26 protein-coding genes are annotated in these 23,697 nt (G+C 65.6%); 17 read left to right on the plus strand and 9 right to left on the minus strand.

The window, feature by feature from the left end; translation table 11 throughout:
- The first annotated feature begins 94 nt into the window (after nt 1-94).
- A complete protein-coding gene (locus A9D14_RS17075; protein ID WP_066850560.1) occupies nt 95-895 on the plus strand; it encodes an SDR family oxidoreductase in 801 nt (266 codons plus the stop codon).
- Nucleotides 896-972: 77 nt separating this feature from the next.
- Nucleotides 973-1,683 (plus strand): M50 family metallopeptidase, encoded by a 711-nt coding sequence (locus A9D14_RS17080; RefSeq protein ID WP_066850561.1) that lies wholly within the window; start codon nt 973-975, stop codon nt 1,681-1,683.
- Nucleotides 1,684-1,715: 32 nt separating this feature from the next.
- On the opposite strand, the gene A9D14_RS17085 is transcribed toward A9D14_RS17080, so the two are convergent.
- Nucleotides 1,716-2,600, minus strand: coding sequence for a class I SAM-dependent methyltransferase (locus A9D14_RS17085; protein ID WP_066850562.1), 885 nt, complete (start codon nt 2,598-2,600; stop codon nt 1,716-1,718).
- A gap of 110 nt (nt 2,601-2,710) precedes the next feature.
- Nucleotides 2,711-3,568: a helix-turn-helix domain-containing protein gene (locus A9D14_RS17090; protein ID WP_066850563.1), complete on the minus strand. Its 858-nt coding sequence runs from the start codon at nt 3,566-3,568 to the stop codon at nt 2,711-2,713.
- Nucleotides 3,569-3,665: 97 nt separating this feature from the next.
- Here A9D14_RS17090 and pobA point away from each other — a divergent pair, with 97 nt between their 5' ends.
- Nucleotides 3,666-4,835 (plus strand): 4-hydroxybenzoate 3-monooxygenase, encoded by a 1,170-nt coding sequence (pobA, locus tag A9D14_RS17095; protein WP_066850564.1) that lies wholly within the window; start codon nt 3,666-3,668, stop codon nt 4,833-4,835.
- A 69-nt stretch (nt 4,836-4,904) separates the two neighbouring features.
- On the opposite strand, the gene desA is transcribed toward pobA, so the two are convergent.
- Together desA and A9D14_RS17105 are read right to left on the minus strand one after the other, a co-directional pair.
- Nucleotides 4,905-6,302 carry a syringate O-demethylase gene (desA, locus tag A9D14_RS17100; protein WP_066850565.1) on the minus strand — a complete coding sequence of 466 codons (1,398 nt, stop codon included), beginning with the start codon at nt 6,300-6,302 and terminating at the stop codon, nt 4,905-4,907.
- Between the two features lie 34 nt (nt 6,303-6,336).
- On the minus strand, nt 6,337-7,050 hold the full coding sequence (locus A9D14_RS17105; protein WP_066850566.1) for an alpha/beta fold hydrolase: 714 nt from the start codon (nt 7,048-7,050) through the stop codon (nt 6,337-6,339).
- A 112-nt stretch (nt 7,051-7,162) separates the two neighbouring features.
- Between A9D14_RS17105 and A9D14_RS17110 the strand changes: the two genes are divergently transcribed.
- The 7 genes from A9D14_RS17110 to A9D14_RS17140 are packed head-to-tail and all read left to right on the plus strand — an operon-like array spanning nt 7,163 to nt 12,468.
- Nucleotides 7,163-8,032, plus strand: a complete 870-nt coding sequence (locus A9D14_RS17110; RefSeq protein WP_066850567.1) for a methylenetetrahydrofolate reductase — start codon at nt 7,163-7,165, stop codon at nt 8,030-8,032.
- A 42-nt stretch (nt 8,033-8,074) separates the two neighbouring features.
- A complete protein-coding gene (gene purU, locus A9D14_RS17115) occupies nt 8,075-8,920 on the plus strand; it encodes a formyltetrahydrofolate deformylase (protein ID WP_066850726.1) in 846 nt (281 codons plus the stop codon).
- A gap of 5 nt (nt 8,921-8,925) precedes the next feature.
- Nucleotides 8,926-9,816: a bifunctional 5,10-methylenetetrahydrofolate dehydrogenase/5,10-methenyltetrahydrofolate cyclohydrolase gene (locus tag A9D14_RS17120; RefSeq protein WP_185886073.1), complete on the plus strand. Its 891-nt coding sequence runs from the start codon at nt 8,926-8,928 to the stop codon at nt 9,814-9,816.
- Complete coding sequence (locus tag A9D14_RS17125; RefSeq protein WP_066850568.1) at nt 9,809-10,201, plus strand: dihydroneopterin aldolase; 393 nt, start codon at nt 9,809-9,811, stop codon at nt 10,199-10,201. Before A9D14_RS17120 ends, A9D14_RS17125 begins: the two co-directional genes overlap by 8 nt.
- Complete coding sequence (locus tag A9D14_RS17130; RefSeq protein WP_066850569.1) at nt 10,198-11,328, plus strand: cobalamin-independent methionine synthase II family protein; 1,131 nt, start codon at nt 10,198-10,200, stop codon at nt 11,326-11,328. Before A9D14_RS17125 ends, A9D14_RS17130 begins: the two co-directional genes overlap by 4 nt.
- Nucleotides 11,325-11,714 (plus strand): nuclear transport factor 2 family protein, encoded by a 390-nt coding sequence (locus A9D14_RS17135; protein ID WP_066850570.1) that lies wholly within the window; start codon nt 11,325-11,327, stop codon nt 11,712-11,714. The genes A9D14_RS17130 and A9D14_RS17135 overlap by 4 nt, the downstream gene beginning before the upstream one ends.
- A 4-nt stretch (nt 11,715-11,718) precedes the next feature.
- Nucleotides 11,719-12,468, plus strand: a complete 750-nt coding sequence (locus A9D14_RS17140) for an IclR family transcriptional regulator (protein WP_066850571.1) — start codon at nt 11,719-11,721, stop codon at nt 12,466-12,468.
- 14 nt (nt 12,469-12,482) lie between these two features.
- On the opposite strand, the gene A9D14_RS17145 is transcribed toward A9D14_RS17140, so the two are convergent.
- Genes A9D14_RS17145 through ligK form a run of 3 tightly spaced genes read right to left on the minus strand, consistent with a single transcriptional unit; the run spans nt 12,483 to nt 15,121 of the window.
- On the minus strand, nt 12,483-13,373 hold the full coding sequence (locus A9D14_RS17145; protein ID WP_066850572.1) for an amidohydrolase family protein: 891 nt from the start codon (nt 13,371-13,373) through the stop codon (nt 12,483-12,485).
- Nucleotides 13,366-14,454, minus strand: coding sequence for a 4-oxalomesaconate tautomerase (locus A9D14_RS17150; RefSeq protein WP_066850573.1), 1,089 nt, complete (start codon nt 14,452-14,454; stop codon nt 13,366-13,368). Before A9D14_RS17150 ends, A9D14_RS17145 begins: the two co-directional genes overlap by 8 nt.
- On the minus strand, nt 14,447-15,121 hold the full coding sequence (ligK, locus tag A9D14_RS17155) for a 4-carboxy-4-hydroxy-2-oxoadipate aldolase/oxaloacetate decarboxylase (protein ID WP_066850728.1): 675 nt from the start codon (nt 15,119-15,121) through the stop codon (nt 14,447-14,449). The genes A9D14_RS17150 and ligK overlap by 8 nt, the downstream gene beginning before the upstream one ends.
- Before the next feature lie 117 nt (nt 15,122-15,238).
- Between ligK and A9D14_RS17160 the strand changes: the two genes are divergently transcribed.
- The 7 genes from A9D14_RS17160 (at nt 15,239) to A9D14_RS17190 (ending at nt 21,619) form a co-directional block, all read left to right on the plus strand.
- Complete coding sequence (locus A9D14_RS17160) at nt 15,239-16,381, plus strand: LysR family transcriptional regulator (RefSeq protein ID WP_066850574.1); 1,143 nt, start codon at nt 15,239-15,241, stop codon at nt 16,379-16,381.
- Nucleotides 16,382-16,474: 93 nt separating this feature from the next.
- Entirely contained in the window at nt 16,475-17,311 is an 837-nt protein-coding gene (locus A9D14_RS17165; protein ID WP_232469025.1) for a DUF1932 domain-containing protein, read from the plus strand.
- Nucleotides 17,308-18,333: an amidohydrolase family protein gene (locus tag A9D14_RS17170; protein WP_066850576.1), complete on the plus strand. Its 1,026-nt coding sequence runs from the start codon at nt 17,308-17,310 to the stop codon at nt 18,331-18,333. Before A9D14_RS17165 ends, A9D14_RS17170 begins: the two co-directional genes overlap by 4 nt.
- On the plus strand, nt 18,330-18,731 hold the full coding sequence (gene ligA / locus A9D14_RS17175; protein ID WP_083988141.1) for a protocatechuate 4,5-dioxygenase subunit alpha: 402 nt from the start codon (nt 18,330-18,332) through the stop codon (nt 18,729-18,731). The genes A9D14_RS17170 and ligA overlap by 4 nt, the downstream gene beginning before the upstream one ends.
- Nucleotides 18,731-19,636 carry a class III extradiol dioxygenase subunit beta gene (locus A9D14_RS17180; RefSeq protein WP_066850578.1) on the plus strand — a complete coding sequence of 302 codons (906 nt, stop codon included), beginning with the start codon at nt 18,731-18,733 and terminating at the stop codon, nt 19,634-19,636. The genes ligA and A9D14_RS17180 overlap by 1 nt, the downstream gene beginning before the upstream one ends.
- Before the next feature lie 40 nt (nt 19,637-19,676).
- Nucleotides 19,677-20,636 carry a Gfo/Idh/MocA family oxidoreductase gene (locus A9D14_RS17185; protein WP_066850579.1) on the plus strand — a complete coding sequence of 320 codons (960 nt, stop codon included), beginning with the start codon at nt 19,677-19,679 and terminating at the stop codon, nt 20,634-20,636.
- The gene (locus tag A9D14_RS17190) at nt 20,636-21,619 is read left to right on the plus strand and encodes an aldo/keto reductase (protein WP_066850729.1); all 984 of its coding nucleotides are present in this window, start codon (nt 20,636-20,638) and stop codon (nt 21,617-21,619) included. The genes A9D14_RS17185 and A9D14_RS17190 overlap by 1 nt, the downstream gene beginning before the upstream one ends.
- Nucleotides 21,620-21,649: 30 nt before the next feature.
- On the opposite strand, the gene A9D14_RS17195 is transcribed toward A9D14_RS17190, so the two are convergent.
- A complete protein-coding gene (locus A9D14_RS17195) occupies nt 21,650-22,573 on the minus strand; it encodes a sugar phosphate isomerase/epimerase family protein (protein WP_066850580.1) in 924 nt (307 codons plus the stop codon).
- Between the two features lie 19 nt (nt 22,574-22,592).
- A complete protein-coding gene (locus A9D14_RS17200; protein WP_066850581.1) occupies nt 22,593-23,549 on the minus strand; it encodes a sugar phosphate isomerase/epimerase family protein in 957 nt (318 codons plus the stop codon).
- Nucleotides 23,550-23,697 lie beyond the last annotated feature (148 nt).

Genomic DNA, 23,697 nt, shown 5'->3' on the forward strand with positions numbered 1-23,697 from the left:
GTTTTGCCGGGTTGGCTTTGTTCAGGCAGGCCAAAGGTCGCCACCGATCCGACAGAAAGGCGAATGACGTGCCCCAATCCCTGAACCGACTGCCATGACCCGACTCGACGACCACGCCGCCATCGTCACGGGCGCCAGTTCGGGCATCGGCCTGGCCATTGCCGAGGCGATGGCCGACGCTGGCGCGGCGGTGGCGATCAACTACCACTCCCACCCCGAACCGGCCGAGACGCTGGTCGGCACCATTCGCGAGCGGGGAGGGCGCGCCATCGCGGTCAAGGCCGACGTGTCGAAGGAAAAGGACGTCATCCGCCTGTTCGACGAGGCCTGCTCCGAATTCGGGCGGGTCGACATCCTCGTCGCAAACGCGGGCATCCAGAAGGACGCCGCGATCGCCGACATGTCGCTGGCCGACTGGAACACCGTTATAGAGCTTAACCTGACCGGCGAGTTCCTGTGCGCGCGCGAGGCGGTGCGACGCTTTCGCCGCCAGCCTGCCGAGGGGCGCCCCGCGCGCAGTGCCGGTGCCATCGTCGCCATGAGCTCGGTTCACGAGATCATCCCCTGGGCCGGGCACGTCAACTATGCCTCGGCTAAGGGCGGGATCCGCATGCTGACCCGTTCGCTGGCGCAGGAAGTCGCGGGCGAGGGGATCCGCGTGAACGCCATCGCGCCGGGCGCGATCCAGACGCCGATCAACAAGGAAGCCTGGGACAGCGAGGAATCGCTGGAAAAGCTGCTGCAGCTGATCCCCTATGCCCGGATCGGCCAGCCGGAGGATATCGCACGCGCCGCCGTGTGGCTCGCTTCGGACGAGGCGGATTACATTACTGGCACGACGCTGTTCGTGGACGGCGGCATGGCGCTTTATCCGGGGTTCAGGGACAACGGCTAGGCCGCCGCGATTGCTTTTCCGCCCGCGCCCGATACCCTGCCCCTTCCCGCCATCAGGGCAGGGAGCCCGAGGAGCCGATGCAGACACCCACCGACGAGAAGAGCCGGCACGAGCGTGCGCGCCTGCTTGTCGCCATCGCCGTGTTCTCGGTGCTGTTGTGGCAGACGCATATCGGGGCGTTCGCGCTGTATCCCTTCACCATCCTGGCGACCTGGTTTCACGAGATGGGGCACGGGCTGGCCGCCCTTGCCTCTGGCGCAAGGTTCGAGCGGCTGATCATCTATTCGAACGGATCGGGCGTGGCGCAGCTTCTGCTGCCTGCCGACCGCTTCCGGGTGACCGATGCGATCATCTCGGCCTTTGGGCCGCTGGGCCCGGCGATCGCGGGCGCGGGACTGATCGTCTCGTCGCGAAGCCAGCGGGCGACGCGGATCGCGCTGGCCGTGCTGGGCGCGGTGCTGCTGGTCAGCACGCTGGTCTGGGTCCGGTCGCTGACCGGCTGGCTGGTGCTGCCGCCGCTAGGCATCGCCATTCTCGCCATCGCGTGGAAAGGATCGGCGGCGGTGCGCCATTTCGCGATCCAGTTCCTGGGCGTGCAGGCGGGGATCAGCGTATGGCGGCAATTCGACTATCTGTTCAGCCGCGGCGGCGTGGGGCCGGGCCAGCTATCCGATACCGCCGCCATCGCGCAGGTGCTGTTCCTGCCCTTCTGGGTGTGGGGCGCGATCATCAGCGCGCTGACGGCCGGACTGCTTTGGTGGAGCTTTCGCCTGGCGTTCCGCCGCTGACGCAGCTGCAAACAGGGGGGGCGATGCGTCCGCTAAAGCTTCGTCGCCACCAGCCTTAGCGTCGCGCCCTTGTCGTCGGGCCGCGTTTCGAACACCCATTCGGGCGCGGCGACCGGGTTGGTGACGTCGATCTTCGTCAGCTTGGTGAGCCGCCTTTTCGCAAAGCGCAGGTTCTCCTTTATGAAATATTTGAATCCCGTATCCGCAATCTCGCCCGAGGTGCCGGTCTCCTTCACCTGAAGCACGTCGGACAGGTTCTTTTCGAACATCAGCGCGATCGAATCGCGGGTGAAGAAGGTGATGTGCGGATCGTGCGACTTCTGCCCGTTGACGCTGAGCCAGGGCTTGTTCGGCACCTCGATCAGCAGGATGCCGCCCGGCGCGATATAGCCGGCCAGCCGCCGCAGTTCGGCCACCGGGTCGATCAGATGTTCCAGCACATGGCACATCAGCAGCACGTCGACCTTGCGGTCCAGCTGATCCAGCGGGACATATTCCACACTATCGCTGCCGCTGATCGCGTTTTTGTCGGCATCGTCGCACAGCAGCCTGGCATCGGGCCACAGCCTGCGCGCGGCTTCCAGATTGGCGAGATGCCCTGCGCCGAATTCATAGAACTCGCGCGGGGCACGATCGAGATATTTGTCGGCGAGCCGGGCGAGGCCGAGACCGCGCTTCACCTTTTTCTCGAACCCGCCGGCAGAGGTCGCCGAATGCCCGTCGCCGCGATAGGAGCCGCCGTAATATTCGATGATCTTCTGCAGGTTCAGCCGTTCGTGATCGACCTGCGTCGTGTGGCAGTTGCGGCATTCGAACAGCCGCAGCGCGGGGGCATATTTCTGCCATGCGTCGCCGTGGACATATTTGTACTTGCCGCGGTCGATGAAATCATCCGACTGGCACGCAACGCATTTCATAGATCGATCCCAAATCCGACAGGCTTGCAGGCGGCATGCACGCGGGGGAGCGGTTTTTCAACGATATGGCGTCGTGTATCACCCGTGGCGTATCAGCCATGACGGGGCCGTCAGCCCGGCTCGCGCCCGGAAATCTCGCTGGGCGTGCGGCCGGTCATCCGACGATAAAAGCGCGAGAAATAGGATGGGTCGTCAAAGCCCAGCTCCTCCGCCACATGGGCGCAGCCGGCATTGGTGAAGCGCAATAGCCGCGTCGCTTCCGCGGCAAGGCGCTGGTTGACGAATTCGATCGGACTGACGTCCAGCGCCGCGCGCACCCGGCGCGTCAGCGTGCGTTCGGTGCAGCCCAATGCCGCGGCATAGAATTCCAGCCTGCGCTGCGTGCGGCAATGCGCCTCGACCAGCGACTGGAAGCGCGTGACCAGACGGTCGCCGTGGTCGCGTTCCGGCCCGGCGCCATCCTCGGCCAGGATGCGCAGCAACGCTTCGGCCAGCGTGCGGCGCAGCATCTCGCGCGCGGGTGCCGCACCGGCGGCGAGCAGGATCTGCTGGCCCACCGCGCGGACGCGGGCCGCAATGTCGGGCGATAGCGACGCGATCCGCGGCGTGTGCACCATGTCGGCCAGCGCCTGGTCCCCCGACAGCGCCTGTACCAGCGTGTTCGACAGCGTCAGCACCAGCCCGTCGACATCGGGGCTGAAGCGGAATGCGTGCACCGCCCCGCTGGGCGCGACCAGCGCGAAGGGGGCGGCCGGCTGCGTCGCGTGAAAGTCCAGCGCGATCCGCGCCTGTCCGTCAAACACCAGCAGTAGCTGGCACAGCGCGGGATGGCGATGCGGCGGAATTTCCCAGTCATAGCGGATACTGCGCGCGGCAATCGTCTCGCAATGCACCAGTTCCTCGTGCCCGTGGCCGGGTTCTTCGCCCAGCAGGGCATAGCGCGGGACCGGAGCGGGCGGGTTCTTCATGTCGGGAAAGTACCAGACATTTTCCGGCCTGTCCCTTCGAAACATGGGGCCGGGTGGCACAATAAGGGCAAGAGGAATTGTCCGAAGGGTAACAGCCATGAAGAAACAGGTTTGCATCATCGGCGGGGGCCCTGCGGGCCTGCTGCTGGGCCATCTGCTGACGCAGGAGGGCGTGGATTGCGTCGTGCTGGAACGGCGGACGGGCGATTACGTGCTGGGCCGCATCCGCGCCGGGGTGCTGGAACAGGTCACCGTCGATCTGATGAAGCGCCTTGGCCTCGACGAGCGGATGAAGGCCGAGGGGCTGCCGCACGACGGCTTCAACCTGGCTGATGGCGAGCGGCTGATCCGCATCGACATCAAGGAGCTGACCGGCAAGGAAGTCATGGTCTATGGCCAGACCGAGCTGACCCGCGACCTGATGGAAGCCAGCGCCGGGCGCGGGCTCGAGGTGATCTATGGCGCGGAGGATGTCGAGCTGCACGACATCGACGGCGCGAACCCGCATGTCACCTTTACCAAAGACGGATCGCCCCGGCGCGTCAATTGCCGCTTCATCGCGGGCTGCGATGGTTTCCACGGCCCCAGCCGGCAGGCGATCCCCGCCAGCGTGGGTAAGGATTTCGAGCGCGTCTATCCGTTCGGTTGGCTGGGCATCCTGGCCGACGTGCCGCCCTGCAACCACGAGCTGATCTATGCGAACCACGAACGCGGCTTCGCGCTGGCGTCGATGCGGTCGAACACGCGCAGCCGCTATTACATCGACGTGCCGCTGACCGAGAAGATCGAGGACTGGTCCGACGAGCGCATCTGGGACGAGCTGGCCATCCGCCTCGGCCCCGAGGCTGCGGCCCATATCACCCGCGGGCCCAGCATCGAGAAGAGCATCGCGCCGCTGCGGTCCTATGTCTATGCGCCGATGCGCCACGGATCGCTGCTGTTGTGCGGGGACAGCGCGCATATCGTGCCGCCGACGGGCGCCAAGGGGCTGAACCTGGCGGCCAGCGACGTCTATTACGCGGCAGAGGCGCTGAGCGCCTTCTTCGGCAAGAACGATGCCGATGGAATCGCTGCCTATTCGGACAAGGCGCTGGCCCGGGTGTGGAAATCGGAACGCTTCAGCTGGTCGCTGACCCGGCTGATGCACCGCTTCCCCGAGGACGGCGATTTCGAACGCGCGATGCAGGTGGCGGAACTGGACTATATCGCTTCGAGCCGCGCGGCGCAGACGTCGATCGCGGAAAACTATGTCGGCCTGCCTGTCTGATCGGCCTGGCTGGATAAAAAAGGGGGGACGCGCGGCACATCGCCGCGCGTCCCCTTTCAGTTCAGGGCATCAGTTCTTCGAGCGCCAGCCTTCGGCATAGCTGTCGCGGGCGACTTCCGAATAGGGAACCGGCGCGACCACGGCCTTGATCTCGGTCTGGACGTGCGGTTCGACGGTGGGCTTGCTGGTGCCGCCATCGGGTTCGCCCCACAGCAGCGATACCTCGGTGCCGGGCTCGGCCACGCTTTCGTCCAGAATGGCCAGCGCCAGGAAGCGGCCAGCGTTGACGGTATAGCCGATCCAGGTCGAGATGCCGACGTTCCTGCCGTCCTTCAGCACCGCGTCATAGGGGTGCATCGCATAGACCGCGCTGGGGAATTCCAGGAACTTGGCCTTGTCGCCGGTCTGCAGCATCGAGCTCATGACCCGGACGATGTCCTGGTTGTCGAGCGCGAGCGTGACCTTCCGGCGCTTGGGCTGCTTGTCCATTTTCTCAAGCGCTTCGCGGCCGATGAAATCGTGGTCGAACTTGACCATGTGGCCATAGCCCAGATCCCACGGGGTGAGGTAGTAATCCTCGATATTGTCGGTCACGAACGACCCGCCCAGCGAACACATGCCGGGATAGGACTTGCCCTTCATCCATTCGCGGAATTCGCGGGTGCCTTCGCCGGTATAGACCGCCGGCAGGGGCGAGGGGATCCAGCCCGATTCCAGCGTGTTCGACGAATAGGTGCGGCCGCCGACCAGCGTCAGCCCGTCGTCCTTGCCCGCCTTCAACAGCGCGGAGTGGACCGTGTCGTAATCCTTCCACGGGCCGAACAGCTCGTAACCCGGCTGGCCGGCCATGCCGTGACGCAATGCGCGCACTTCGGCGCCGTCGATCATGATCGGCGCCATGCGGAAGAACTTGAGGTCGGGCGGGGTCTGGCCCATCGCCTTTTCCAGGATCTTCATGGCGTTGGGGCCCTGGAGCTGGAAGCGGTAGTTGCGGCGATAGCCCTTCTCGGCCTCGGGACGGGCGGCGGTGCGCTCGTCACGTTCGACCTGAACATCCCACTTGCCGGTCGCGGCATGGAATTCCACCCATTCGATCGACGGCGCGCGGCCGACAAGCTCGAACTTGTTCTCTTCCAGATAGAACAGGATCACGTCGCCGATCACATAGCCTTCGGGCGTGACGGGCGCGAACTGCTTGGCCTGGTTGGGCTTGAAGTTCCTGAAGCTGTTGGGCGCCAGATAGGACAGCATCTCGAACGCGTCGGGGCCGGTCACCAGCAGGTCGACCATGTGATACGACTGGTTGAAGAGCACGGCGGTCTCGGCCCAGGCGCGCTGTTCGTCGCGCCAGTTGGAAAATTCGCCCGGAACGCCGGGATAGACGTTGGGCCCGACCTGCTGGTTGCGCAGGAAGGTGACGGTATCGCCGGCATCGGCCAGCTTCTGTTCAAGCGATTGGTCAGTCATTGGAACCTCTCCTAAGGCAATCGGAAACGGAAATTCAGGTGTTCGTCGCGGCCAGCCACTCGCGCAGCACGGCGTTGAATTCTTGCGGCCTTTCGGCCGGAAGCATGTGGCCCGCTTCAGCGACGTCGCGCCGCATGCAGCCGGGAATGGCGTCGGCGATGGCATCGTGCTGGGCGGGCGGGGACCATGCATCTTCCTCTCCCGTGACGGAAAGCGCAGGGCAGGCGATGGCCGCCAGCACATCGTCCAGCGCGGGACGGCTTAGCAGGGCTTCGACCTGGGCTTCATAAACGCCGATCCCCGCATCGATGCACATGGACCGCAGGCTGCCGTAAAGCGCGGCGTCGGCCCGGGCCCTGCTGCCCAGCATCGGCGGCAGCCAGCGGTCGACAAGCGCGTCCATGCCGCGCTCTCGCCCCAGGTCGCGCAGGGCATGGCGTCTTTCGCGCTCACCCTCCTTCACCGGATGGACGCCGGTGTCGGCCAGCACGATGCCGGCGACGCGTTCGGGCGCGATCCGCATGATCTCCAGTGCCACGCGCGCGCCCATCGAATGGCCGACCAGCACCGCGCGTAGGGGCAGACGCGCCAGCGCATAATCGGCCATGCCGGTCATGCTGCTTGCCCCGCCATAGAAGCCGTCCACCACCTGCGCCCCCGCGCCAAGCTGCGCGCCGAACATGCGCGAATCGCACATGAGGCCCGGCAGGATCGCGACGGGAGCAGTCGAGGAAAACTTCGTATCCATGAATATTTCAACTATCCGAACAAACTTCGATGCGCTAGAGGAAAATTCGTCAAAGCCGGAGAATGGCCCGCAGCAGCCGGGGCAACGCAGCCGGCGGTCATGGAGAGAGCGAATGTCCAAACCGCAGATCCATCCCAACTGGGACCGCCCGGCCCGGGTCATGACCGACGGGTTCTCGATCGAGATCACCGCCAAGGACGTGGATTCGCTGCGCGAGGCGGCGCCCGGCATCCCCGAGGATCACCCGGTCGCAATCACGTTCCTTCCCGGCGAGGATTTCGCCGCCCGCATCGCCGCGACCAGGGCGGTGCGCGAGCTTGGGTTCGAGCCGATGCCGCATTTCTCGGCCCGCCGGATCGCCTCCGCGCAGGAGTTCGAGGATTATCTGCAGGCCGTCGTCGACCAGGCGGATGTGAAGCGCTGCTTCGTGATCGCGGGCGACCCGACCGAGGCCGAGGGCCCCTTCGACGACAGCTCGGCCCTGATCGGCAGCGGCGCGTTCGAGCGCGCGGGCATCACCGCCATCGGCATCGGGGGCCACCCGGAAGGCCATCCCTACATGACCGAGCAGCAATGCTGGCAGGTGCTGCACGATAAATGCGCGATGATAGAGGCGCGGGGGATGGCGCCGCTGATCGTCACGCAATTCGCCTTCGACGCGGACCGTGTGCTGGACTGGGTGCTGGAACTGCGCCGCCGCGGAATTCACGATCCGGTGCGCCTGGGCGTGCCCGGTCCTGCCGGGATCAAGACGCTGATGCGCTTTGCCGCGCGCTGCGGGGTGGGCGCATCGGCCACGGTGCTGTCGAAATACGGTATCTCCATCGGCAAGCTGATCGGCACGGCGGGGCCGGACCGGCTAGTCGACGCGATTGCAAAGGGGCTGACGCCGGAGCATGGGCCGGTGCGCCTGCACTTCTATCCCTTCGGGGGCGTGCCCAAAACCGTGGCCTGGATCAACGAATACGCCCGCACCCATTGATTGCGGCGCGGCGACAAGCGAACAAGACGGGAGAATGATGGCGTGAACCTGTGTATCCTCACCCTGCAATGCAACGATCGCAAGGGGCTGGTGGCGGATGTCGCCGGATTGCTGGCGGCGCAGGGCTGCAACATCGTCGACGCGCAGCAGTACAACGACCGCGACAACGACCGCTTCTTCATGCGGGTCGAGTTCGAGGCCGCGGACGAGGATGCGGTGCGCGATGCCTTCGCGGCGCAGCCCCTGGCCGAACAGGCCGAATGGGAACTGCGCCGCAAGGACAGGCCGCGCCGGGTCCTCCTGATGGTCAGCAGGTTCGACCATTGCCTGGGCGACCTGCTCTATCGCAATCGCATCGGGGAGCTGGACATGGATGTGGTGGGCATCGTGTCCAACCACCCGAAGAGCGTGCTCAACATCACGATGATCGGCGATGTGCCCTATCACCACCTGCCGATCACCAAAGACACCAAGCCGCAGCAGGAAGCGCAGATCAAGCGCATCGTCGAGGAATCGGGTGCCGAACTGGTGGTGCTGGCGCGCTACATGCAGATCCTTTCGGATGATCTGGCGGCTTTCCTGTCGGGGCGCTGCATCAACATCCACCATTCCTTCCTGCCCGGCTTCAAGGGGGCCAAGCCCTATCACCAGGCGCATCGGCGCGGGGTGAAGATGATCGGCGCAACCGCGCATTACGTCACCGCCGACCTCGACGAAGGGCCGATCATCCACCAGGACGTCGAGGCGATCAGCCATGCCGACACGCCCGAGGACCTGGTCCGCAAGGGCCGCGACATCGAACGCCGCGTGCTGGCGACGGCGGTGCGCCACCATCTTGACGGGCGTGTGTTCCTGAACGGCTGGCGCACGGTGGTGTTCAAGGCTTGAGACGGATGATGGCGGCCGCACCAGTTCCGGACAAGGCGAGGCTGATCGACGGCAAGGCCATCGCCGCCGAACTGCTGGAGAAGACCAGCCGCGAGGTCGAGCGGATCGTCGCCGATCATGGCAAGGCTCCGGCCCTGGCGGTCGTGCTGATCGGCAGCGATCCCGCCAGCGAGGTCTATGTCGGGCGCAAGATCGCGCAGTGCCGCAAGGCGGGCATCACCTCGATCGAGCACCGCCTGCCCGAGGACACCGACGAGGCCGCGCTGCTGTCGCTGATCGACGGGATGAACGCCGATCCGGCCATCGACGGCATATTGATCCAGCTGCCCCTGCCGAAGGGCATCGATGCCGCGCTGGTGCTCGACCGGATCAGCCCGCACAAGGATGTCGACGGGTTCCACCCGGTCAATGTCGGTCGGCTGTCGTCCGGAACCGGCGGGCTGGTGCCATGCACGCCGCTGGGCATCATGATGCTGCTGGACACGGTGATCGACGATTATCGCGGTCTGGACGTGGTGGTCATCGGCAAGTCGAACATCGTCGGCAAGCCCGTGTCGATGCTGCTGCTGGAGCGGGAAGCGACCGTTACCGTCACCCATGTCGAGACCCGCAACCTGCCCGACATCGCGCGGCAGGCCGATGTGATCGTCGCGGCGGCGGGCGTTCCGCATCTGGTGCGCGGCTATTGGGTGAAGCCGGGCGCGGTGGTGATCGACGTCGGCATCACCCGCGTGACCGAACCCGATGGCACCACCCGGCTGCTGGGTGATTGCGCGACGCACGAGTTGGCTCATGCCGCCGCGGTGACGCCCGTGCCGGGCGGGGTGGGGCCGATGACGATCGCCTGCCTGCTGTCGAACACCGTGCGCGCCGCAAGGATGGCCCGCGATGCTTGATCCCGCCAGCCGCGATCCCGCCGCCGCCTGCCGGACCAGCGTGCGGGTCAGGGACCTGCCGCTGCTGGCCGACATCGGCATCAACCCGGACGAGATCGGCCGCCGCCAGCCCTTGGTCATTACCGTGGAGCTGGAACTGGACCAGCGCCCGATCGGCGGCATCGGCGACACGGTCGACTATCGCCGCATCGCCGCCGCCGCCGAGGATCTGGCCGCGGTACATATCCCGCTTATCGAGACCTTCGCGCAGGAACTGGCCCGGCAATGCCTGGCGATGAGCGGCGTGCACCGGGCCCGCGTCGCCATCGACAAGCCGTTCGCGATCACGCGCGGCATGGCGGGGGTAGAGATCGTCATGACGAATTCGCAAGAGGACGGACGATGACGCACATCAGGACGACCCATGTCGGGTCCATGCCGCGCGGCGAGGAACTGACTCCCCTGCTGCTCGCCCGCGATGCCGGGAAAAGCTATGACGCCGAGGCGTTCGACCGCGTCGTCGCGAAGGCCGTGGAGGATGTCGTCGCCCTGCAGAAGGAATGCGGCATCGACGTGGTCAGCGACGGCGAACTGGGCAAGGTCGGCTATTCGACCTACATGATCGAGCGTCTGTCGGGTTTCGGCGGGCACACCGACCGCAGGCCCGCCGCCGATCTTGCCGAAGTGCCCGGGCTGGCGAAGAAGCTGTCGGCGATCATGGGCAGCCAGGAATTCGTCCGCGCATCCTGCATCGGCCCGGTCGAGCTGGTGACGCTGCAGCCGCTGCACGACGACATCCGCCGCTTCCGCGCGGCGCTGGACAGACATGGCGCGGGGACGCAGGCGTTTCTGAATGCCGCATCGCCGGGGCTGATCACCGCGTTCCAGGTCAACCGCCATTACCCGGATCACGAGAGCTATCTGGCCGCGCTGGTCGATGCCATGCGCGAGGAATACGAAACGATCGTCGAGGCGGGCTTCCTGCTGCAGCTCGATTGCCCGGACCTCGCGATGAGCAGGCATACCGGCTATCAGGACTTGGACGAAGCGGCGTTCCTGAAAGTGGCCGAAGCCAATGTCGAGGCGCTGAACGCCGCGACCGCGAACATACCGCCCGAAAAGATGCGCATGCACGTCTGCTGGGGCAATTACGAGGGTCCGCACGATCACGACATCGCGCTGAAGAAAATCGTCGGCACCGTGCTGAAGGCGCGGCCCGCGACCATCCTGTTCGAAGGCGCCAACCCGCGGCACGAGCATGAATGGACCGTCTGGCGCGATATTAGCATTCCCGGCGACAAGGTGCTTGCCCCCGGCGTGATCGATACCTGTTCGAACTATGTCGAGCATCCCGAACTGATCGCCCAGCGGATCGAGCGCTTCGCCGGGATCGTCGGGGCGGACCGGGTGATCGCCAGCACCGATTGCGGCTTCGGCACCTTTGCCGGTTATGGCAAGATCGACCCGCTGGTGACGCGCAAGAAGCTGATGGCGCTGCGCGAGGGCGCCGATCTGGCCGGAGCGCGCCTATGACCCCCGCCGAACGCATAATGATCGAACATGAATGTGCCCGGCTGATCGCGCTCTACGCGAACCTCAACGACGAGGCGCGGTGGGAAGAAATCGCCGCTCTCTATGCCGAGGACGGATCGATGACGCGGCCGACCAGCCCGGACGAGCCGATCGTCGGCCGCGCCGCGATCCTGGCCGCGTTCAAGGCGCGGCCCGCGCGCAAGACCCGGCATCTGTGCAGCAATGTCGTGATCGACGTCCTGTCGCCCACCGAGGCGACCGGCGTCAGCGCGATGGCGCTGTTCACGCCCGACGGTCCGCCCAGGCTGGGGTCGTTCCACGACCGTTTCGTGTTGAAGGACGGACGCTGGCTCTTTGCGCGGCGGCGGGGCTCGCTTAGCTTCTGACGCCATGACCCTTTCCTCGCCCAATCCCGTGAAGTCCGCGCTGCGCACGCTCGACGTGATCGAGTTCGTGGTCGCGTTCGGGCAGGGCGCGGCGGCAAAGGACATTGCCGCGGGGCTGGGCATTCCGGTGTCCAGCCTGTCCTATCTGCTCGCCACCTTGTGCGAGCGCGGCTATCTGCAGCGCGACGGGCGCCGCTATCTGCCGGGGCCCAGCCTTGAGCGGCTGCGCACGCCCAATGCCAGCCTGCCGCTGGAAGAGCGGGTCGCGCCTATCGTGCGCGCGATCACGGCGGAAATCGACGAGACGACCTCGTTCATGGTGCTGGACGGGTGGGAAGCGCGCATCGTCGCCACGGCGGCCAGCGCGCAGGCATTGCGCTATGCGATCGACCCGGGCGAGCGCAAGCCGCTCCACGTACTGGCGGGCGGCAAGGCGATCCTGGCCGCGTTGCCCGGCGATCGACTGGACAGCTACCTGGCCGAGACCGAGGGCCGCCGCGTGCAGGCGACGCCCAGGACCATCACCGGGGCGGACGCCCTGCGCGAGGATATCGCGATGGTGCAGCAGCGGGGCTTCTCGCTCGCGCTGGAGGAAAGCACGCCCGGCATTTGCAGCATCGGGCGCGGCGTGCGCCTGTCCGACGGCCGGATCGGCGCGTTCGGCATCGCGGTCCCGACGATCCGCTATGGCGATGCGCTGCAAGCCCGCGCCCATTCCGCGCTGGTCAGGGCATGCGAAGCGCTGGAGGGCTGACCAGCGCCGCAGCGTCAACTTTCCTCGGGCCAGTAGAGCCGCATCGGATTGGTGACCAGCATCTTGCGCCGCAGTTCCTCGGTCGGCGCGATGCGGGGGATCATGTCGACGATATGGCCGTCGTCGGCAATCTCGTCCTGCATGTTGGGATGCGGCCAGTCGGTGCCCCAGATGACGCGGTCGGGGTAATCGGCCACAAGCGGCGCGACCGCGGCGGCGAAATTGTCCCACGGATCGCCCATGCCGCCTTCCTTGCGGGCATCCAGCCGTTCGGGGCAGGTGGCCTTGAACCAGATGTCGTCCCGGCTGTCCAGCAGCGCGCGGAACGCCTTCATGTCCGGTCCGTCCGGTCCCTGGGTCACGTCGGGGCGCCCCATGTGGTCGATCACGACCGGCACCGGAATGGCGTCGATGAAGGGGCGCATTTCCTCCAATATGTCGGCCTCGAAATAGATCACGACGTGCCACCCTTCGGGCAGGCGCGCGGCGACTTCCAGGAACTTGTCCTTGGGCGCATTGTCGACCAGCCGCTTCAGGAAATTGAAGCGGATGCCGCGAATGCCGCCCGCATGCAGCGCGGCCAGCTCGTCCGCCGAGATCGCGGGATCGACCACCGCCACGCCGCGCGCTTTTCCGCCGGACCTGGCGATGGCATCCAGCGTCGCGGCATTGTCGGTGCCGTGGCAGCTGGCCTGCACGATGACATTGCGCGAGAAACCCAGATGATCGCGCAGCGCGAACAGCATGTCGGGGCCCGCGTCCTGCGGCAGATATTTGGCCTTCGCGCTGAAGGGGAACTCGGCCATCGGGCCGAACACGTGGCAATGCGCGTCGACCGCGCCGGGCGGAGGGGTGTAGCTCGGCTTCGACGGGGCCGGGTGCCACGAAACGATACGATCAGACATAGACGGTCCCATCCATCAGCTTGCGCGCGGTGCGCAGAAGCGCGCTTGAAACGACATCGCCTGCCTCGTCGACCTCCAGGACGCAGCTCATCTCTCCGCTGGGATGTTCGATGGCGAGGGTTTTGCGCGGTCCTTCGGGAATGACGGCGACATCGGCGGCGGGCGAACCCTTGACCAGGCAGGCGGTCGCCGCCGTCACCGCGCCCAGCACGCCGATAGAGGCATGGGCACGGTGCGGGATGAACACGCGGGTGGTCACCGCGCCGCCATTACGGGGCGGGGCGACCAGCGTCATCTTGGGCACGCTCTTTTCGGTGACATCGCCCAGGTTCATCAGCGGACCGGCGGCCAGTCGGATCGCCTCGATCTTCTGGCGGATGGGGGTAAAGGCGTCGCTTTCCAGCTCCTCGCGGCTTTCATAGCCGGTGGCGCCGACATCCTCCGCCTTGAACACGATGCAGGGCATGCCATTGTCGATCAGCGTGCAGGCCACGCCTTCGACCTGGTCGACCGGATTGCCGGTGGGCAGCAGCGCGCCGCAGGACGATCCCGCCGTGTCGCGGAATTCCAGCGGGATGGGCGCATGGCTGCCGGGGACGCCATCGATGCGCGCATCGCCGGCATAGTTGACGGCGCCGCCGGGCGTTTCCACCGTGGCGACCGCGACCTGTCCGGTGTTTTCCATGTAAATCGACACGCGCGTTTCGTCGCCGGTCGGGGCGACCAGCCCGCGTTCGACCGCGAAGGGGCCGATGCCCGCCAGGATGTTGCCGCAGTTCTGCGCGTCGGACACGATGGCCTGGTCGACGAAGACCTGCAGGAACAGGTAATCGACGTCGATCCCCTCGCGCCGTGATCTGGATACGACCGCGACCTTGCTGGTCAGCGGATCGGCGCCGCCCATTCCGTCGATTTGGCGCGGGTCGGGCGACCCCATCACGCGCAGCAGGAACGCGTTGCGCGCCCCGGCGTCGGCGGGCAGGTCGTCCTTCAGGAAATAGGCCCCTTTCGACGTGCCCCCGCGCACCCACATGACGGGCGCAGACCCGCCGGTTCCCGCAAGCGGGGCGGGATCAGACATATTTCAGCCCTTCCTTCTCAAGCCGCTCGCGCATCTTGTACATGTCGAGCCCCAGCACGCCTGAGGCCAGTTTCTCCCGCTTTTCCGCCTCGTTCGCTTCGCGGGCGCGGGCGGCTTCCAGCACTTCGGCCGCCTTTTCGCGGGGCACGCAGACCACGCCGTCGTCATCGGCCACGATCACGTCGCCCGCGTTCACCGCCGCACCGGCGCAGACCACCGGCACATTGACGCTGCCCAGCGTGTTCTTGACCGTGCCCTGCGCAAAGACCGCCTTGGACCAGACGGGGAAGTTCATCTCGGTCAGATCCTTCACGTCGCGCACGCCCGCATCGATCACCAGCCCGCGGCAGCCGCGCGCCTGCGCGCTGGTGGCAAGCAGGTCGCCGAAATAGCCGTCCTCGCAAGGGGAGGTGGGGGCGAGCAGCAATATGTCGCTGTCCTGCAATTGTTCGATGGCGACATGCACCATCCAGTTGTCGCCCGGCGCTGCGCTGATCGTCACCGCGCTGCCCGCGATGCGCGCGCCGGGATAGATCGGCCGCATGTAGCTGGCGAGAAGGCCCGTGCGGCCCTGCGCCTCGTGCACCGTGGCGACGCCGCATTCGGCCAGCCCGTCGATGATGTCGCGCGCCGCGCGTTCGATGTTCTGGACCACAACTCCGGCCATTACCTGCTCCTTCTTGGGCATTTGAGTGCACTTTGATGCGCCACCTAAGCCCCGCCGCGCGCCAAAGAGAACGCGGAAGTGCTGGCGAAGCCATTAGTTTTCGCTAAAGCTCGCACGATGGACCTGTGGAGCCTGAACCTGCGGCACCTGTATGCCATGGCCAAGATCGTCGAGCTTGGCACGATCGCTGCGGCGGCGGGCAAGGTGAACCTGACCCAGCCCGCGATCACCCAGGCGATCGCCCGGCTTGAGGGGCAGCTGGGCGCCGCTCTGTTCGACCGCAAGCCGCAGGGGATGGCTCCGACCGAACCCGCGCTGCTGCTGGCCCCGCGGGTGGAGGCGGCGATGCGGCAGATCGGCAGTTCGCACGTGACGATGGCGCGGATGCGCGCACTGCTCGCGCTGGCTGATGCGGGCAGCTATACCGGCGCGGCGGAGGTTACCGGGCTTTCCATGCCCTCGCTGCACCGGGCGGTGGCGGACTTCTCGCTCGCCGCGCGGCGCAGGCTGGTCGAGCGGCGGGGCAGGACGCTGGTCTTTACCGAGGCGGGGCTGCGCACCGTGCGCGCGTTCCGGCTGGCCCGCGCCGAGCTGATGGCCGGATTGTCCGAGGTCGAGGCGCTGAAGGGCCGCGAGACGCGCGTCATCACCATCGGCGCGATGCCGCTGTCCCGCGCGCGCGTGCTGCCTGCCGCGGTCGTGCGCTTCGCCCGCTCGCACCCCCGCATCCGCGTGGCCATCGTCGAGGGATCGCGCAGCGAGCTGATCGAGCCGCTGCGCGACGGGCTGATCGATTTCACATTGGGCGCGCTGCGCGATCCGCTTCTGGAGCCCGACCTTGTGCAGGAACCTTTGTTCGAGGACCGGCCGCAGGTCTTCGCCCGCACCGGCCATCCGCTGGAAGGCACCGCGCCGGACCTGGCCGCGCTGGCAGAATATGAATTCCTGCTGCCGCCGCCCGGCACTCCGCTGCGCGACGTGTGGGACGAGCAATATCGCCAGGCTGGCCTGCCGCCGCCGCGTGTCACGCTGGAGACCGGATCGGTGATGATGATCCGCCAGATCCTGATCGAGACCGACCGGCTGACCGTGCTGTCGCCCGACCAGCTGATGGCGGAGATCGCGGCGGGGATGATCGCGCCGATCGCCACGCCCGATGCCGGGCCGGTGCGCACCATCGGCATCACCACGCGCGCCGACTGGCACATGACCAGCGCGCAGCAGGCGTTCCTGAGCAGCCTGCGCGAACTGGCGGAATAGGCATCACCAGGCGCGATAAGGATTAGCCTGACCTTATCGCCTTGTCAGGCTTTCCATTGGCGAGGCATTGTCCCGCTGGCCATGCTCTGCCCCGTGACTGATCCAGCGAATCCATCGATCGGCCTTATCGGCTATGGCGAGGCGGGGCACACATTCGCCAGCTCCGCCGGCTGGGAGGGCAGGGCGGCTGCGTTCGACATCGATGCCGCGCGCCGGGCGGTGATGGAATCCGATGGGGTCGTGCCCTGCGCCGATGCCGCCGCCGCGTTGGAATCCGCCGGACTGGTGCTTTCGCTGGTCACTGCCGATGCGGCGCTGAAAGCGGCGCGGGACGCCGCGCCTGTCCTGCGGCAAGGCGCGCTGTTCTGCGACATGAATTCGGTCGCGCCCGGCACCAAGCGCGCCGCCGCCGAGGCGGTGCATGGCGCTGGCGGGCGCTATGTCGACGTGGCGGTGCTGGCCCCGGTCAATCCCGCGCGGCTGCGCGTGCCCTTACTGCTGGCGGGTCCCGCCGCCGATGAGGCCGCCGCTGCGCTGGCCGCCGCCGGTTTCGCCAATCTGCGCGTCGTGGGTGAGCAGGTAGGCCGTGCCTCTGCGATCAAGATGATCCGCTCGGTCATGGTCAAGGGGGTCGAGGCGCTGACGGCCGAGATGATGATCGCCGCCGAAGCGGCAGGCGTCACCGACGAGGTGCTCGCCTCGCTCGACGCGAGCGACAGGTCGGACCCGTGGGCCGCCCGCGCGGCCTATAATGTCGAGCGCATGACCACGCATGGGCTGCGCCGCGCCGCCGAAATGGAAGAAGTCGCGCGCACCCTGGCAGAGCTTGGCGTCGAGCCGGCGATGACCAGCGGGACGATCGACCGCCAGCGCCAGATGGCCGGCCGCGCCGCGGACTGGCGGGATTTGAGGAAGGGAGAGGCCGAGTGAGCCTGATCATCGATTGCCATGGCCATTACACCGTGCTGCCCAAGGGCCACGACCAGTGGCGCGAGGAGCAGAAGGCGGCGTTCAGGGAAGGCCGCGAACCGCCCCCCTATCCCGAGATTTCGGACGACGAGATCCGCCAGACGATCGAGGACAACCAGCTTCGCCTGATCCAGGAGCGCGGGGCGGATTTGACCATATTCTCTCCGCGCGCGTCGGCGATGGCGCATCACATCGGCGACCAGAAAGTCTCCGCCGAATGGGCGCGGCACTGCAACAATCTGATCCACCGCGTCACGAAGCTGTTTCCCGAGACCTTCGTCGGCGTGTGCATGCTGCCGCAGAGCCCCAAGGCGGATCTGGCCGCCAGCGTCACCGAACTGCGCCGCTGCGTCGAGGATCTGGGCTTCATCGGCTGCAACCTGAACCCCGATCCGGGCGGCGGGCATTTCGAGCATCCGGCGCTGACCGACGAGTACTGGTTCCCGCTGTACGAGGCGATGGAGGAGCTGGACGTGCCCGCCATGATCCACGTGTCGGGCAGCTGCAATCCGGCGATGCATGCGACCGGCGGCTTCTATCTTGCCGCCGATACGGTCGCCTTCATGCAGCTGATGGAGGGCGACCTGTTCAGCCGCTTTCCGAAGCTGCGCTTCATCATCCCGCATGGCGGCGGGGCGGTGCCCTATCACTGGGGGCGCTACCGCGGGCTTGCCGACATGCTGAAGAAGCCCAGCCTGGACGAGTACATCATGAACAACGTGTTCTTCGACACCTGCGTCTATCACCAGCCGGGCATCGATCTGCTGGCCGACGTGATCGACAACAAGAACATCCTGTTCGGCAGCGAGATGGTGGGCGCGGTGCGCGGCATCGATCCGCAGACCGGCCATTATTTCGACGACACCAAGCGTTACGTCGACGCGCTGGACATTCCGGATGCCGAACGCGCCGCCATTTTCGAAGGCAATGCGCGTAAGGTCTTCCCGCGCCTCGACGCCATATTGAAGGAGCGCGGATTGTGAGAGACATTCACCAGTACCTGGCCGAGTTCGACGACATACCCGGCACCCGCGTCTATACCGCCGCCCGCGCGCGGCAGGGCTATCAGCTGAACCAGTTCGCGATGAGCCTGATGAAGGACGAGAATCGCCAGCGCTTTCGTGCGGACGAGAAGGCCTATCTCGACGAATGGGCGATCACCGACGAGCAGAAGCAAGCGGTGCTGGACCGCGACTATAACAAGCTGCTGGATCTGGGCGGCAATATCTATTTCCTCGCCAAGGTGTTCTCGACCGACGGGCTGTCCTTTGTGCAGGCCGTGTCGACCATGACCGGCATGAGCGTCGAGGATTACCAGGCGATGATGAACGCCGGCGGCCGATCGCCCGCCGGCCAGCGATCGATAAGGGACAAGAACTGATGGCACGCATTACCCACGGTATCGGCTGCAGCCATATCCCCGTGCTGGGCTTCGCGTTCGACCAGGGCAAGGAAGGCGAGGATTACTTCAAGCCTGCCTTCGACGGGTTCGAATGGACCCGCGACTTCTTGAAGCAGGAAAAGCCCGACGTGATCGTGCTGGTCTATAACGACCATGCATCCGCCTTCGACATGAAGTTCATCCCGACCTTCGCGATCGGCTGCGGCGAAACCTATCAGCCCGCCGACGAAGGCTTTGGCGCGCGCCCGGTGCCGCCGGTGCCGGGGCATGCGGATCTGGCCTGGCATATCGCGCAGTCGCTGATCCTGGACGAATTCGACATGACCATCATCAACGAGATGGAAGTCGACCACGGGCTGACCGTGCCGCTGTCGATGATGTACGGCCATGTCGACGAATGGCCGGTCAAGGTCATTCCGCTGGCGGTCAATGTCGTCACCTATCCGCCGCCGTCGGGCAATCGCTGCTGGGCGCTGGGCGAGGCGATCGCCCGCGCGGTGGAGAGCTTCCCCGAGGATCTGAACGTCCAGGTCTGGGGCACCGGCGGCCTCAGCCACCAGCTGCAGGGCCCGCGTGCCGGGCTGATCAACCGAGAATGGGACAATGGCTTCCTGAACCGGCTGATCGGCGACACGCAGGAACTGCGCCATGTTCCCCACATCGAATATCTGCGCGAAACCGGCAGCGAGGGGATCGAGATGGTGATGTGGCTGATCATGCGCGGGGCTTTGGGCAAGAGCACCAGGGCGCTGCACCGCCATTATCACGTCCCCGTCAGCAACACCGCGCTGGGCCACATCGTGCTTGAGCCGGTGGATGGCAGCGTGCCGCCCAGCCCGACGCTGGAGGGAAACAATGAGGCGGCCCAGGCGCTGATAGGCTGAACGCCGTTCGCACGAGACATCAATTTCAGGAGGATATCCCATGAAAATCGCACTGGCCGGTGCCGGCGCCTTTGGCGAAAAGCACCTCGACGGGCTGAAGAACATCGAAGGGGTGGAAATCGCCTCGGTCATATCGCGCCGCGCGGAACAGGCGGCGGATGTGGCGAAGAAATACGGCGCGCCCCATTCGGGCACCGAGCTTTCCGAAGCGCTGGCGCTGCCCGATGTCGACGCGGTGATCCTGTGCACCCCCACGCAGATGCATGCCGAACAGGCAATCGCCTGCATGGATGCGGGCAAGCACGTACAGGTCGAAATCCCGCTGGCCGACAGCTGGGAGGACGCGCAGGCGGTAGAGGCGAAGGCGAAGGAGACTGGCCTGGTCTGCATGGTCGGCCACACCCGCCGCTTCAATCCGTCGCACCAGTGGGTCAAGAACCGCATCGACGCGGGCGAATTCAATATCCAGGCGATGGATATCGAGACGTTCTTCTTCCGCCGCAAGAACATGAACGCCAAGGGCGAGCCGCGCAGCTGGACCGACCATCTGCTGTGGCATCATTCGGCGCATTCGATCGACATCTTCCAGTACATGACCGGCGCCAAGGTCGTTGCCGCCAATGCGCTGCAGGGGCCGAAGAACACCGATCTTGGCATCGCGATGGACATGTCGATCCAGATGAAGACCGACAAGGGTCAGATCCTGACGCTGGCGCTGTCGTTCAACAATGACGGGCCGCTGGGCACCTTCTTCCGCTATATCGGCGACACCGGCACCTATATCGCGCGCTATGACGATCTGGTCACGGGGCGCGAGGAGCCGATCGACGTGTCGAAGGTCGATGTCTCGATGAACGGCATCGAGTTGCAGGACCGCGAATTCGTCGCCGCCATAACCGAGGGGCGGCAGCCCAACAGCTCGGTCTCGGACGTGCTGGATTGCTACCGCGTGATCGGGGAACTGGCGCAGAGCCTGGAAGCGCAGGACGGGTGGTCCTGATGCGGCGGACGCTGGCCGGACGCAATGTGAATGCCATCGGGCTGGGCTGCATGAACGTGGCGTGGGGCTATGGCAATGCGCCCGCGCGCGAGGATGCGGTGCGCCTGTTCCGGCAGGCGCTGGACCTTGGATACGATCATTTCGACACCGCCAACATCTATGGCAAGGGCGTGTCCGAGGAAATCCTGGGCGAGGCGATCATGGACCGGCGGGACGAGTTCCTGCTGGCGACCAAGACCGGGATCATCGTCGACGGCCCGCGCCGCGGCATCGATTGCAGCCCCGAGGCGATGATGCAATCGATCGAGGACAGCCTGAAGCGGTTGAAGACCGATCACATCGATCTGTTCTACATGCACCGCTTCGATCCCAAGGTGCCGGTCGCGGACAGCGTGGGCGCGCTGGCCGATGCCATCAAGGCGGGCAAGATCGGTGCCTATGGCGTGTCCGAATGGAGCAGCGCGCATATCCGCGAGGCGCATGGCGTGCATCCGATGGCGGCTGTGCAGACGGAATATTCGCCCTGGACCCGCAATGTCGAACTGGGCGTGCTGGATACGACGCGCGAGCTTGGCATTTCGCTGGTCGCGTTCTCGCCCACCGCGCGCGGCGCGCTGGCAGGTGCGCTGGACGATCCGCTGGTGCTGGAAGACAGTGATTTGCGCGCCGGCCACCCGCGCTTCAGCAAGGAGAACTGGCCGCGCAACATCAGGCTAATCCGCGAGTTCAACGCGCTCGCGGCAGAGGCCGGGGTGACGCCCGCGCAATTGTCGCTGGCCTGGGTGCTGTCGCGCGGCGATCATCTGCACGCGATCCCCGGCACCACCAGCGAAGCGCACATGGCCGAGAATTTTGCCGCCGCGAGCATGTCTGTCCCCGGCGATGTGCTGGAGGGGGTTGGGCAGATCGTGAACCACCAGACCGTATCGGGCCACCGCTATCCCGAGGTGATGCGCGGGACGATCGACACCGAGGATTTCTGACCCCGGCGCCGTATCTTCCCGCCTTTCGCCCTAGTCGTAGATCGGGCGCAGCTCGTTATCGAGGTAATAGCGGGTCAGCGCCATCGACGCGAGCAGGTCGGGCGAGCCGTCGTATTCGATCGACATCCAGCCCTTGAACTCGTGCTTCTTCAATAGCTTGTAGAGGCCCTTGAGGTCGAGCGTGCCCATGCCCGGTTCCCAGAACCAGCGTTTCCCGTCGTCGGTGATTTCGGGATCCTTGGAATAGCGTACGCTATCGGGCTGGTTTGCCGAGGCCGTGTCCTTGAGGTGGAACGTGCTGATCCGGTCGTGGTATTCGTCGTAGAACTTCAGCACATCCTCACCCAGGATCGCGACCTGGGCGGTGTCGATGCAGTAATGAACGAGGGCCGGATCGGTCGATTCGATCAGCTCGCGGTGGTTGGGCAGGTTGATCGCGCAGAAGAACTCGTTGTGCAGGCCGATCTTCACGCCGTGATCGGTGGCATAGCGGCCGATCTCGTTCATGACCCTGGCGCAGTTCTGCACTTCCTCGCGGCTGAGCGGGCCGACGCCGTGATAGTTCTGCGTGGGGCAGGTGTTGAGATAGGTGCCGCCGAAGCGCACCAGCGTGTCGACCGCCTCGCGCCCGGCCTTGACCGCCTCGTCGAAATGGTCGGCCTGGTGCGATGCGTGGGCACCGTGGAACATGCCGATCACGCTGACGCCGCGTTCCCTGGCGAAGTCGGTGAAACCCTCGGGCGAGCCGAACAGGGGGATGATGTCGGCCAGGTCCCAGGGCGCGATCTCGATCCCAGCGAAGCCCAGCGAGGACTGGTATTTCAGGATGCTGTCCCAGTCGGAATAATAGGCAGAATTGGTCTTGTCTTCGTAATAGAAGTCCCTGAAATTGGGGATTTCCTTGTACGGAATCGCCTTCCAGTGCGACATGTTGGCATAGCGTATATTGGGCATTGCGGATTCTCCGTCCGTCTTAGTTCTGCAGTCGGTCGAGCAGCGCGCGGGTGCGCAGCAGGGCGCGGAATGGATCGCGCGTCTGGCGGGCGCTGCAGACCACCGGACCCTGATAGCCGAGGCTGTCGAGCAGGGCCGCGACCTGCGTCAGATCGACCGATCCCGTTCCCGGATCGCGATAGACCTGGGTGGCGTGCGTGCTGGGAAATTCGGGATTGGGCGTCTTCCAGATGTCCTGCGTGTCGACCAGTTCGGTATCGGTCAGATGGACCGATCCGATCTGATCGACATGCTTTTCCAGGAACTCGGCCGGGGAAATGCCCGCCACGAACAGGCTGGCGGTATCGAGGTCGAGTTTCACCGATGCAGGCAGCGCGTCCAGCAGCGGCATGATACGCGTCCCGCCGAACAGGCTCCAATATTCGTTACGCAGGGTGAGCGTCACGCCCAGTTCCTGCGCCTTTTCCGCAAGCCCGGTCAGCAGTTCCACCGTCTTGTCGGTGAATTCCTGCATCCGGCTTTCCAGATCGGGATGATACTGCAGGATGCGCCCGTAATAGGCCGAGGGGCTGATCGCGAAATAATCGGCGCCCATGTCCGCCGCATGCGACAGGCCTTCACCCGCGAAATGGCCGGCTGCGCCAAAGAAGAAGCCAAGATTGTCGTTGCGCATGAACAGGTTGGGGTCGAAACTTACGCCCACCACTCGTTCGATTCCGCTTTCGCGCAGCAGCTTGCGATAGCCTTCTGCCGAATCGTATTTGGTGTTCACGCAATAGCGGTTGAACGGCACGCCGCTTCGTCCGCCGAACTGCCAGATCGGTTCATAGGGGATCTCGATCGCCGAAAAGCCGGATGCGGCGATCAGCGTGTAGAGTTCCTCCCAGAAATAGCGGCTTTCGTAGCGGTTCCGGTTGGGTTCCTGGTAATGGCGATTGATCAGGTCGAGACTTATGGCGACCGCGTCGGTTTTCATGGTTCTGTTCAGGCTCCTCGGGCGGATGCGTCCGTTCGGCGGACCATTCCTGTCGTCCTGCCGCCCGGATGGGATAGGGCCTTGTCGGGCCGGCACCGCATATCGGGCGTGCGGCAGCGACCATCGGGTCGATGCGCTCAGACACGAA

Source organism: Croceicoccus marinus (assembly GCF_001661675.2).
In the GTDB taxonomy this organism is placed as follows: Bacteria; Pseudomonadota; Alphaproteobacteria; order Sphingomonadales; family Sphingomonadaceae; genus Croceicoccus; species Croceicoccus marinus.